The sequence below is a fragment of the Serratia sp. PAMC26656 genome, from assembly GCF_016469055.2.
Lineage (GTDB): Bacteria > Pseudomonadota > Gammaproteobacteria > Enterobacterales > Enterobacteriaceae > Serratia > Serratia plymuthica.
Genome location: NZ_CP150486.1, coordinates 2,552,624 through 2,564,259 on the forward strand (window position 1 = coordinate 2,552,624; position 11,636 = coordinate 2,564,259).

At 58.5% G+C, this 11,636-nt stretch carries 12 protein-coding genes; 5 read left to right on the plus strand and 7 right to left on the minus strand.

What is annotated here, in order from left to right; all coding sequences use genetic code 11:
* The first annotated feature begins 55 nt into the window (after positions 1–55).
* From JEM67_RS13090 to bioD, 3 genes are all read left to right on the plus strand, one after another.
* Complete coding sequence (locus JEM67_RS13090; protein WP_013812761.1) at positions 56–946, plus strand: LysR family transcriptional regulator; 891 nt, start codon at positions 56–58, stop codon at positions 944–946.
* A gap of 158 nt (positions 947–1,104) precedes the next feature.
* A complete protein-coding gene (gene mlc / locus JEM67_RS13095) occupies positions 1,105–2,322 on the plus strand; it encodes a sugar metabolism global transcriptional regulator Mlc (RefSeq protein WP_199639259.1) in 1,218 nt (405 codons plus the stop codon).
* 146 nt (positions 2,323–2,468) lie between these two features.
* Positions 2,469–3,140 (plus strand): dethiobiotin synthase, encoded by a 672-nt coding sequence (gene bioD, locus JEM67_RS13100; protein WP_013812763.1) that lies wholly within the window; start codon positions 2,469–2,471, stop codon positions 3,138–3,140.
* On the opposite strand, the gene clcB is transcribed toward bioD, so the two are convergent.
* The gene (gene clcB, locus JEM67_RS13105) at positions 3,137–4,417 is read right to left on the minus strand and encodes a voltage-gated ClC-type chloride channel ClcB (RefSeq protein WP_199639261.1); all 1,281 of its coding nucleotides are present in this window, start codon (positions 4,415–4,417) and stop codon (positions 3,137–3,139) included. The genes bioD and clcB overlap by 4 nt on opposite strands.
* A gap of 274 nt (positions 4,418–4,691) precedes the next feature.
* On the opposite strand from clcB, the gene JEM67_RS13110 reads away from it, so the two are divergent.
* The gene (locus JEM67_RS13110; RefSeq protein WP_199639263.1) at positions 4,692–6,179 is read left to right on the plus strand and encodes an MDR family MFS transporter; all 1,488 of its coding nucleotides are present in this window, start codon (positions 4,692–4,694) and stop codon (positions 6,177–6,179) included.
* A 36-nt stretch (positions 6,180–6,215) separates the two neighbouring features.
* On the opposite strand, the gene JEM67_RS13115 is transcribed toward JEM67_RS13110, so the two are convergent.
* On the minus strand, positions 6,216–6,515 hold the full coding sequence (locus tag JEM67_RS13115) for a DUF1161 domain-containing protein (protein WP_013812766.1): 300 nt from the start codon (positions 6,513–6,515) through the stop codon (positions 6,216–6,218).
* Between the two features lie 89 nt (positions 6,516–6,604).
* Positions 6,605–6,973 carry a DUF1283 family protein gene (locus JEM67_RS13120; RefSeq protein ID WP_199639265.1) on the minus strand — a complete coding sequence of 123 codons (369 nt, stop codon included), beginning with the start codon at positions 6,971–6,973 and terminating at the stop codon, positions 6,605–6,607.
* 149 nt (positions 6,974–7,122) lie between these two features.
* On the opposite strand from JEM67_RS13120, the gene JEM67_RS13125 reads away from it, so the two are divergent.
* The gene (locus JEM67_RS13125; protein ID WP_004944027.1) at positions 7,123–7,452 is read left to right on the plus strand and encodes a YnfA family protein; all 330 of its coding nucleotides are present in this window, start codon (positions 7,123–7,125) and stop codon (positions 7,450–7,452) included.
* Between the two features lie 19 nt (positions 7,453–7,471).
* Here JEM67_RS13125 and ydfG read toward each other — a convergent pair whose 3' ends face one another.
* The 4 genes from ydfG to JEM67_RS13145 all read right to left on the minus strand — a co-directional run bounded on the left by ydfG (position 7,472) and on the right by JEM67_RS13145 (position 11,556).
* Positions 7,472–8,221 carry a bifunctional NADP-dependent 3-hydroxy acid dehydrogenase/3-hydroxypropionate dehydrogenase YdfG gene (ydfG, locus tag JEM67_RS13130; protein ID WP_006325026.1) on the minus strand — a complete coding sequence of 250 codons (750 nt, stop codon included), beginning with the start codon at positions 8,219–8,221 and terminating at the stop codon, positions 7,472–7,474.
* A 198-nt stretch (positions 8,222–8,419) separates the two neighbouring features.
* Complete coding sequence (locus tag JEM67_RS13135) at positions 8,420–8,941, minus strand: GNAT family N-acetyltransferase (protein ID WP_199639267.1); 522 nt, start codon at positions 8,939–8,941, stop codon at positions 8,420–8,422.
* A 98-nt stretch (positions 8,942–9,039) separates the two neighbouring features.
* Positions 9,040–10,098 carry an aldo/keto reductase gene (locus tag JEM67_RS13140; protein ID WP_199639269.1) on the minus strand — a complete coding sequence of 353 codons (1,059 nt, stop codon included), beginning with the start codon at positions 10,096–10,098 and terminating at the stop codon, positions 9,040–9,042.
* A gap of 3 nt (positions 10,099–10,101) precedes the next feature.
* Positions 10,102–11,556 carry an MFS transporter gene (locus JEM67_RS13145; RefSeq protein WP_199639271.1) on the minus strand — a complete coding sequence of 485 codons (1,455 nt, stop codon included), beginning with the start codon at positions 11,554–11,556 and terminating at the stop codon, positions 10,102–10,104.
* Positions 11,557–11,636: the final 80 nt, after the last annotated feature.

Genomic DNA, 11,636 nt, shown 5'->3' on the forward strand with positions numbered 1-11,636 from the left:
GAGAGCTCAGTTTTTTGTCTAATATATTAATAATTCAAATTAAGACGTTTAAAGTATGAATATCGAACTGAGACACCTGCGCTATTTTGTCGCCGTGGCGGAAGAACTGCATTTCGGTCGTGCGGCGGAACGTCTGCGCATTTCGCAACCGCCGCTCAGTCAGCAAATCCAGGCGTTGGAGGAAATGGTCGGCGCACGTTTGTTGGCACGTAACAACCGCAATGTCAGCCTGACGCAGGCAGGGGAAATGTTCCTGAAAGAGGCTTATCAGGTGCTCGATCAGGTCAGCCGTGCGGCGGAGAAGGCCGCGCGACTGGAGCGTGGCGAATTGGGCGAGTTGACCATTGGTTTCACCTCTTCGGCGCCGTTTATCAGCGTGGTATCGCGCAGTTTGCGTGCTTACCGTCAACAGCACCCGCATGTGCATATAAAAATGCGTGAAGTGAACACCAAGCAACAGATCGAACCGCTGCTCAACGGCGAGTTGGATCTGGGCGTGATGCGCAATACGCGCTTGCCGGAGGTGCTGAAACATCAACTGTTGCTGTGCGAGCCACTGGTCGCGGTGGTGCCGGAAGGGCATCCGCTAACCCATGTTGCGCCCGGCACCTTGCGTTTCCAGCATCTGGCGGAAGAACCCTTTGTGTTTTTCTCGAGAGAGGTAGGCACGGCGCTGCATGACGAAATCCTGTCGCTGTTGGCCAAAGCGGGGATCACGCCTTATATCACCCAGGAAGTCGGTGAAGCGATGACCATCATCGGCCTGGTGTCTTCCGGGCTGGGTATCTCTATTTTGCCGGCGTCCTTTGGCCGGGTGAAAGTCGATGGGGTGAAATACCTGCCGCTGGCGGAACCGGAGGCGATGACCGAAGTCTGGTTGGTGCATCACCGCCAAAGGGCGCTGACCGCAGCGGCCAAATCGCTGATGACGCTATTGCTGCCGTGACGGAATGCTGCGCAAATAAAACGCAATTCACGACGAAAGCAGGGAGAATTTGTGCGGTAAATCACATAACGAATCAAATAGTTGACGCTGTATTACAAAAGCCCCACCATAGCCTCTAGTCTTTATTTAGAAGCGCGAAAAATAGTAGGAGCAGGTTTGTGATTGCTGTTGGGCAGCCTGGGCATATCGATCAAATCAAACAAACAAATGCTGGGGCAGTTTATCGGTTAATCGATCAACTGGGCCCAATTTCGCGCATCGAACTGTCAAAACGCGCGCAGCTCGCCCCCGCCAGCATCACCAAAATCGTGCGTGAGCTGCTGGAAGCGCATCTGGTCAAAGAAAACGAATATCAGGACGTCGTCAGCCGTGGGCGCCCTGCGGTCGGGCTGGTGCTGGACACCGAAGCCTGGCATTACCTTTCCGCTCGCATCAGCCGTGGCACCATTACGCTTGCGCTGCGCGATCTCAGCAGTAAACTGGTGGTGGAAGAGCTGTTGCCGCTGGACGCCGAACACCCTGAACCACTGCTAAAACGCATTCTCAGTGAAGTTGACCAATTTTTTATCCGCCATCAAAGCAAACTTGAGCGGCTGACGGCGATCGCCATTACGCTGCCAGGCATGATTGATGTGGCCTCCGGCGTGGTGCACCGTATGCCGTTTTACGATGTCGTGGACATGCCGCTGGGCCCCGCGCTGGAAACCCGCACCGGGCTGCCGGTCTATCTGCAGCACGATATCAGCGCCTGGACCATGGCCGAAGCGCTGTATGGCGCCTCGCGCGGCAGCCAGAACGTGATTCAGGTGGTGATCGACCACAACGTCGGGGCGGGTGTGATCACCGGCGGGCGGGTGCTGCACGGCGGCAGCCACAGCGTGGTAGAGATTGGTCATACGCAGGTCGATCCTTACGGTAAACGCTGTTACTGCGGCAACCACGGTTGTCTGGAAACCGTCGCCAGTATTGAAAACATCCTGGAGATCGCCCAGCAGCGTCTCGCGACCTCCATGAGCTCCAGCCTGCACGGCGCGCCGCTGACGGCTGAATCCCTGTGCGATGCGGCGCTGGCGGGCGATCAACTGGCCAAAGATATCATCCTCGGTGTGGGTCACAGCGTGGGGCGTATCCTGGCGATCATGGTCAACTTGTTCAACCCTGAAAAAATCCTGGTCGGTTCACCGCTGAATCGCGCGGCGGAAATCCTGCATCCGGCCATCGCCTCTTGTATTCGTCAGCAGTCGTTGCCGGCTTACAGCGACCATGTACAGGTAGAATCTACTCAGTTCTTCAACAAGGGCACCATGCCCGGTGCCGCACTGGTGAAGGAAGCCTTGTACAACGGTTCGCTGTTGGTGCAACTGTTGCAAGGGTAGCATCAGTAATACTTATCGTTTAACGACAAAAGATTGCGCTACCTCAAGCCCTGTGCGCTCAGCATCCCCTAGAATTTTCCCGTTCGTCTCCTTCGCCTTAATGCGGCGATATTTGGATTAATGGAGCATTTCGGGGCAATTAAGACATGTTAAAGCGTTTATTTGTAACAGGCACGGATACCGACGTCGGTAAAACCGTGGTTTCCCGCGCCTTGCTGCAGGCGCTCGCCGCGCAGGGCCGTTCGGTAGCCGGCTATAAGCCGATCGCGGCGCATTGTCAGGAAACCAGCGAAGGCATTCGCAATAAAGACGCTTTGGTTTTACAAGCGTCTTCGACTTTGCCGCTGTCGTACGAAGAAATTAATCCCATCACCTGTCTGGATGAGGTGTTTCACGCTAATGCCACCGAGGATATCAACTACGGCGTGATGAGCAGCGGGTTGCAGAGTTTGTCCGCCAGAGCCGACACCGTGGTCGTGGAGGGCAGCGGCGGTTGGCGTGTGCTGATGAACGATCTGCGTCCCTACGCCGAGTGGGTGATCCAGGAACAATTGCCGGTGGTGTTGGTGGTGGGAATCAAGCTGGGTTGCGTCAGCCACGCCTTGTTAACCGCACAGTCGATCATTAATGACGGCTTACCTTTGTTGGGATGGGTAGCGAACCGGATTAACCCGGGGCTGGCGCATTACGCAGAAACTATTGAAGCCTTGCGTCAACGCATTCCTGCGCCGCTGTTGGGCGAAATCCCTTATCTGCCGCGCGCCGAGCAGCGCGAACTGGCGCACTATCTCGATATCTCCGCGCTGCTGAACCGTTAGGCGTTGTGATAGACCGACACTGAACGCAAGCCGCGCGACACGGTGGTGGCTATCACGCAGGCCAGCAGAATGCCGGGCAGCAAGGTGTATTCGCCGGTCATCTCAAACACCATCAACGCGGCCATGATCGGCGCGTGAGTGGTGGCGGCCAACAGGGTCGCCATGCCGGTCAACGCCATCAGCAACGGTACGGCCGCGCCCAGTTCGGGCCAGGTGGCGCACAGTTGCCCAACCAGCGAGCCCAGCGCAGCCCCGACAAACAGCGTTGGGGTGAACACGCCGCCAGGCGCGCCGGAACCACTGCTGGCAAGCACCGCCAACAGTTTGCAGATCAAAATGGCGCCGACCAGCAATACGCCGGGCGGCGCGCTGAGCAGAGACTGCACCACGCTGTAGCCATTGCCCCACACTTCAGGAAACAGCAGCGACAGCAAACCAACAATGAATCCGCCCAACGCCAGCTGTAGCGGCGGCGTCAGGCGCAGCGAGCGGAACGCATGGCCGGAAGCCGACATCGTCCACAGGAACAGCGGGCCGCAGATACCGGCCAGTATCCCGAGCAGCGCCATCAACAGATATTGCACCGGCCAGGGCGCAGGCAGCGGCTCTACCAGATACAGCGGCGCCTGGCCACCGTTGAGCAAATTAGTCACCAGCAGCGCGCTGACGGCGGCAATCACCACCGGGCCGAGCGAAGCCAGCATCAGAGTGCCAAACAGAATTTCGGCGATAAACAGGCTGCCCGCCAGCGGCGCGTGATAGGCGCTGGCCATACCGGCGGCCGCACCGCAGGCCACCCACAGTTTCCACTCTTTCTCATGGGTGAAACGCTGGGCAAATACCGATCCCACCAGCGCCGCCAGCAGGATCATTGCACCTTCGCGGCCGATAGCGCTGCCGCTGGACACCACCAGCAATGAAGCCAGGCATTTAATCAGGCTGGCGCTGACATCAAGCCGCCCGTCGCCGGTTTCTATCGCTTCCATATAATCGGTGGGCGCTATTTGCCGCTGATGCTGATAACGCTGATAAACCCACAGCAACAAACCTGCAACCAGGCCGCCCAGAGCCGGAGTCAAGGCTCTGCGCCAGCCCGGTAATGCCGCGGCGGCGGCCACCAGGCTGCCATCTTCGTGATCGAGCAATGCCCACTCCAACCCGAGCATGGCGCGGTGAAACAGCCAAACAACCAACGCGGCGGCAATGCCCAGAAAGATGGCGGTAAACAGGCGGCGCAGCAGGGCGCGATAGTGATGCAAGTGGACCCATCGTTTCATGAGGCGGTAAAATCGTGAGAAAAATGAAAGGTTCAGTTGGGCATTGTGCTTGCCGGTCCGGCCGAAGGCCAGAGAATCTTTTTAGATTCGCCGCTGGGATCGTGGTTTCAACAGGGAAGCGATAAATTCCGTTGATTTACAGTTACGTTGTCACCAAATGTTCAAATGATGCGTTTTTCGCCATTGAAAACAGGGAAGTAGACACAGCTTACGGCAGCGTTTAACCCGGCGGGTATAATTTGATGACAATAAAAATCCAGAGCCAAACAACGCTATGACAAATAACGACTCATCTGCACCCCTCGCTCATCGTCCGCTGATTCTGATCGCCTGCATGCTGGCAATGTTCATGTCAGCCATCGAGGCGACCATTGTCGCTACGGCAATGCCGACCATCATTGGCGATCTCGGCGGTTTCTCGCTGCTGGGCTGGGTCTTTGCGGTCTATTTGCTGGCACAGGCCATCACCATTCCGATCTATGGCCGGCTGGCGGATCTATTGGGCCGCAAACGGGTATTTTTCTTTGGCGCATCGCTGTTTTTACTGGGATCGGTGTTGTGCGGTTTTTCGCCCAACATGTACTGGCTGATTGGTTTTCGGCTGTTGCAGGGGCTGGGTGCCGGGGCGATTATGCCGATTGCGACCACCATTATCGGCGATATCTACAGTGCGACCGAGCGGCCGAAGGTCATGGGCTATCTGTCCAGCGTGTGGGGTGTGTCGGCAATCATCGGTCCGCTGCTGGGGGCGTTTATCGTCCAGCATTTGCCTTGGGCGCTGGTGTTCTGGGTCAACTTGCCAATCGGCCTGCTGGCGATGTTTTTCCTCGGCCGCTATCTGCCTTCCAGTAAACAGGTGCGGAAACACGTGTTGGATCTGGCGGGCACGGCGTGGCTGACGCTGTTTGTCGCGGCGCTGCTAATGTCGCTGCTGCAGGCGGAAAGTCTGGGGTGGTGGGTGTTGCCGCTGTTGTCGCTGGCGGCGATTTCGCTGATGCTGCTGATCCGCCAGGAACGCCGCGCGCCAGAGCCGCTGTTCCCGTTGGCATTATGGCAAAGCCGGGTGATTGTGGCCGGCAATATTGGCGGGGTGGTGATCGGTGCGGCGATGATGGGGATCAGCGCTTTTCTGCCGACCTTTATTCAGGGCGTGATGGGCGGAACGCCGCTGGAAGCCGGAACCACGCTGGCGCTGATGTCGATCGGTTGGCCGCTGGCTAGCACCCTGAGCGGGCGACTGATGCTGATGACGTCTTACCGTACCACCGCCTTGCTGGGGGCGCTATTGTTGGTCGCTGGCGGGTTGATCTTATTGCTGCTGCAGCCGAACGGCGGTCTGTTGTGGGGGCGGTTGGCGGCCTTTATGGTGGGTGCCGGCATGGGGCTGTGCAACACCACGTTTCTGGTTTCAGTGCAAAACGCCGCGCATCACAGCATTCGCGGCATAGCCACCGCCTGTACGGTCTTCACCCGGATGATGGGGTCGGCCATCGGCACCGCTATTCTGGGCGCAACGTTGAACCTTAACTTGCAGTATCGTCTGCCGCAAACCGCCGATCCGGTGCAGCAACTGATGGAGCCGGCGGTACGTGGCGCAATGACGCCGGAAAAGCTGGCCGATGTCATTCAACAGGTGGCCGCTTCTTTACATTGGGTGTTTTTGGTTTCCGCACTGATTTCGTTGCTGGCGCTGGCGGCGGCGATGTTGATTCCCGCACGGCATCGGCCGCAGGGTGAGGGTGAAGAGGCGGAACAGGCATAAAGAAAGGAAAGGGCGCGGTTGCGCCCTGAGCTGCAGTTATTGTGCGGTTTTGGTGTCCTGGCTGGTGCCGGTCTGAGCCGCGTCACCGTTGTCATCGCCGTTGCTCAGGCGGGTATAGACAATTTTCTGGGTGTCGTTCTCGCAGTGACCAACGACCAATCCGCCAGCCTGTTGAGCCTGGTCATTGGGCACGATGTCCAGCTTGAAGCCGGATTCCGGTACGCCGTTTTTGACAATTTTCTGTGAAATATCCGCCTTCACGCTTTCGCATGAAGCCAAGGCTGCCAAGGGGGCTGCGGTTAGCAGCAGTGCACCGAGGATAAGCGCTTTTTTCATCAATTCGTCCTTATTTGAGCATGAGCTTCCGTTGTCACAATAGCAGCAATGGCGGCTGAGGTTAACGTTCGCCGCTTGCTGCAGCGTGATTAAGGATTAATCTGACGGCCGGTCTGGCGATCCAGACACTTGCGGGTGTTCGGTTCCCAGTAGGCGTTCACGTTCAGGCTGTCGTCGCAGCGGTCTTCGCTATCAATCGCCTTGTCTACCTTGTCGAACTCTTTCTCCACGCGGGTGTTGACCTTATGGCGCAGGGACTTGGTGTCGTTAAACTGTTCTTTGCTCTGGCGTGCCGCTTCGGTGCTCATGGCGCCGCTGTTGCTGCCATCGACGGTTACGCAGGTGCTGCCCTGAGTGCAGGTAGCAGCCAACGCCGGAGCCTGCCAGGCACCCATCAACATCAGCATGGCGACCGGCAGCATCCTGCGCAGCAGTCGTTGAGTAGAAAGTGTTTTCATCGTTTCATCCTTATGAGTTAGTGTTGCCGAAGGAAGGTAACACTGGCTTAATCGCGCCCGCGGGCGTGGCAATAAATATACCACCGAGCCCTGATGCTGCACCAGTCAAGCACCGCTTCGTTTACTTTATAGAGAGAAAATCAGTACCCATGTTAAAGACTACCCTGCTATTTTTCGCCACCGCGTTAGCCGAAATTATAGGCTGCTTCTTGCCCTACCTGTGGCTGAAAAAAAACGCCGGCGTTTGGTTGTTGCTGCCGGCAGCGGCCAGTTTGATGCTGTTTGTCTGGCTGTTGACGCTGCACCCGGCCGCCAGCGGGCGAGTCTATGCGGCTTATGGCGGTGTCTATGTGGCAACGGCGCTGCTGTGGTTGCGGGTGGTGGACGGGGTTAAGCTGTCGGCGTTGGATTGGCTGGGCGCCGGGGTGGCGTTGGCGGGGATGTTGATTATCGTTTCAGGCTGGCGTGCCGCCGGATAACTCGGCGGCACGGGAAAAATCAGGACTCGCGGTGGATGTTCAACCCGGCGAAGGACTGGCTGACCGGCATGATTTCCAGCGTATTGATATTGACGTGGGCCGGCAGGGTCGCCACCCAGAACACCGATTCGGCGATATCTTCCGGCGTTAGCGCATTGGCGCCGTCGTAGATCTTGTCAACTTTGCCATCATCGCCTTTGAAGCGCACGTTGGAGAACTCGGTTCCCCCCACCAGCCCAGGCTCAATGTCGGTGACGCGGATGCGCGTGCCGTGCAGATCGGCCCGCAGACCCAGGCTGAACTGTTTGACGAAAGCCTTGGTCGCGCCGTAAACGTTGCCACCGGCATACGGCCAGTTGGCGGCGACTGAGCCGATGTTGATCACATGGCCAATGTTGCGTTCGACCATCGCCGGCAGCAGGGCGCGGGTCATGTTCACCAGGCCTTTGGTGTTGGTATCGATCATGGTATCCCAGTCGTCGGCGTCGGCTCTGTGCGCAGGTTCCAGGCCCAACGCCAGGCCGGCGTTATTCACCAGCACATCGATTTGGCGCAGCGTTGCAGGCAACTCGTCGATCACCTGCTGAATAGCGGCGCGATTGCGCACGTCCAGGCGGACGATATGCAGCGCGTCACCCAGTTCGTCTTTCAACTCTTCCAGACGTTCAACGCGACGTCCGGTGGCAATCACCTGGTGGCCTTCGCGGATAAAACGTCGTGTGATAGCCTCGCCAAAACCTGATGTGGCGCCCGTGACAAAAATGATCATGTGACTGTTCCTCAAGTGTTTATACCCTACATGCTATTAGGATTAGCATAATCCCACATCAAGTGGCAGCGGTTATCTGCATGTGCGGTAAAAAACAGTCATCGATGCGGGCAAACGGGCAGTTTTCGGTCAGTTGGCAACGAAGGGATAAGGGCCGGGCCGCTAAACGATGATCAAGGGGGCGGCCCGGTAAAACGCTTAAAGCTGTGGCGGGACGCGGTAGACCACGCAGTCGTATTTGGTGTTTTCGCGCCGGCCGGCTACCACGCCGCCGAGGGATTCAGCGATGCGTCGGCTGGGGGTGTTTTGCTCTGCCACCGGGTAGATAAAGTGTTGCGGCCGGTAGCGTTCACTGGCCCAGACCGCCATGGCGTGGACAATTTCGCGGCCATAGCCGTTGCCGTGCTGAGTCTCTTTCACCCAAATGCCCAGTTCCGGCGTTTGACTGTGCAGATCGTGTGCGCCGCCCATGCCGACAAACCCTTTACCGTCGCGCAGACGGGCAACAAAAATCACTTCCTCGCCTTCACGGATCAGCGGTAACCAGGCTTGCCAAACGTTGGCGAAGGCCTCCGGCGACTCCTCAGGTTCAAAATTCATAAAGCGCGTCAACGTAGGGGTAATCGCCTGGTAAACCTCGTCGGCGTCTGCTGCGGTAAATGGAGCAATCAACAACCGGTCGGTGTTAAGGCGGCACTGAGAAAGGTCACTGTGAATCATTATTATTACCTCGCTTTTCAGGCCAAAACGGCAAAAAATCCGCGCCCGTCAAAACGGGGCGGATCATCGATATTACGTTGATTAACGGCAGATGCGACTTATTTTTGCGGCAGGTGCGGTGCCAACAGCAACAGGTCGGCCTCCGACAGACGGTCTGGCGCAGTGGCGGCCTGGTGCCAATAAGGATAAATCAGTGGCGGGCGGCTCACTTCCTCCAGCCGCTGAAGGTCCTCCTCATTCAGGTGCAGATTGGCCGCTTGCAGGTTGTCCTGCAGTTGGGTGTCGTTGCGAGCACCGATCACCACCGAGGTGATGGTAGGCCGCGCCAGCAGCCAGGCCAGGGCGACTTGAGCCGCAGACACGCCGTGCGATTGGGCGATATCCACCAGCACGTCGACGATATCGTACAGCCGTTCCTCGTCGCGCACCGGTGGTTCGCCCCAGTTGGCCAGGTGACGGGTGCCTTCCGGCGCAGGCTGATTGCGGCGGTATTTACCGGAAAGCAGACCGCCGGCCAGCGGACTCCACACCAGGACGCCGACGCCCTGATCCTCTGCGATCGGCAGCAGTTCATACTCTGCCTCGCGGGCCTGCAGCGTGTAATGAATCTGCTGGCTGACCGGGCGCACCAGGCCCAAACGTTCGGCGGCGCCCAGGTGTTTCATCAGGTGCCAGCCGGAAAAATTGGACACGCCGACGTAACGCACCTTGCCGCTGCTGACCAGATGCTCCAGCGCGTGCAGGGTCTCTTCAACCGGCGTCAGGCCGTCCCATTCATGCAGTTGGTACAAGTCGAGATAATCTGTGTTTAGCCGCCGCAGGCTGGCTTCGCAAGCGCGGATCAAATGATGGCGAGACAGCCCCGCGTCGTTCGGGCCGGCGCCCATCGGGAAGCGCGCCTTGCTGGCGATCAGCACCTGCTGGCGTTTTTTGCCCAGCGCCTGGCCCAGGATCTCTTCCGCCTTGCCGGCGGAATAGACGTCGGCGGTATCGAACAGGTTAATGCCGGCGTCGATACAGCGGTCTATCTGGCTGCGGGCTTCGTCAACGCCGGTATCGCCGGTTTTGGCGAATTTGCCTGCGCCGCCAAAGGTCATGGTGCCGAGACTCAGCGCCGAAACTTTCAGGCCGGAATGGCCAAGCTGACGGTATTGCATCGTTTAACTCCTTGCCTTGGTTGCCACGGATTCATCAGCGCCAGCCGGTGCCGACGAAGGGGATTTTTTCCGGCGGACTTCGCTGCCGGCATCGGGATTCAACGTCAGACTGTCTGCCACCGCCAACAGGGCGATAACGCCGATAACCCCAAACGCCAACTGGAAATCGACCAGCGGCAAGCGACCGGCCGACTGCGGTATCAGCATTTCCGCCAACCGCAGCGCCAGCGCACCGATGGCGATGCCCAGGCCGCTGCCCAGTTGCTGCGATACGGTGAACAGGGTATTGGCGCCGCCCATCTGCGGCTGCGGCACTTCGGAGAACGCCAGCGTATTCAGCGCGGTGAACTGCATGGAACGCGTCAACCCGCTGACGAACAGCAACGCCACGATCAGCCAGGTCGGGGTCTGCGGCGTCAACAACGCGCAGGCAAAAATGGTGGCGGCGTTCAGCAGTCCATTGACTACCAGCGTGGTGCGAAAACGGAAACGATAGAGTACGGCAGAGGTAAAAGGCTTCATCGCCAGATTACCGGCAAACACCGCCAGTACCAGCAGCCCGGCGTCGAAGGCGTTGAGACCAAAGCCGATCTGGAACAGCAGCGGCAGTAAAAAGGGCACGGCGCCAATGGCGATGCGGAATAAGGCGCCACCCCAAATAGTGACGGCGTAACTTTTTATCCGCATTGCCCACAGATTGATCAACGGGTACGCGGTGCGTTTGGCGTGGCGCACCGCCAGCGCGCCCAGCGCCAGGCTGCCGAGGATGCACAGTACCGGCACCAGCCAGGAGAGCTGCGGGTGATTGATCAGGTCCAGGCCGAACATCAGGCCGAAGCAGGCGATGCCGGTCAGCATGAAGCCAATGGCGTCAAACGGCACGCCTTTCTGCGGCGTTTCTTGTGGGATCAACCGCCAGGCCAGCCACAGAGCGGCGACGCCCAGCGGCACGTTGAGAAGAAAAATCCAGTGCCATGACGCGTAGGTGGTAATAAAACCGCCGACCGGCGGGCCAAGGATTGGCGCCACCAGCCCCGGCCAGGTAATGGTGGCGATAGCTTTTATCAGGTCCGGTTTGGCGGTATTGCGCAGCACCACCAACCGGCCGACCGGCACCATCAGCGCGCCGCCAAAGCCTTGCAGAATACGGGCAGCGGTGAAGGTGGGCAGGTTAACGCTGGCGGCACACAGCACCGAGGCCAGGGTAAAAATCATCACTGCGGCGGCAAAGATATTGCGCGCGCCAAAGCGGTTGGCGATCCAGCCGCTGGCAGGAATAAACACCGTCAGCGTCAGGATATAGGCGGAAATACCGATGTTCATGTCCACCGCCCGCACGCCGAAAGCGGCCGCCATCTGCGGCATGGCGGTGACAATCACCGTACCGTCGAGGTTTTCCATAAAGAAGGCGCCGGCCACCAACAACGGCAGCGCGCTGGCGCGTGAAAACCAGCTCATGGCAAAGCGCGCCGGGTGGCGCACAGACAGAATGCAGGCATGACAAGAAACCCCGTTTCAAAAAATGTAATGCGGACGAG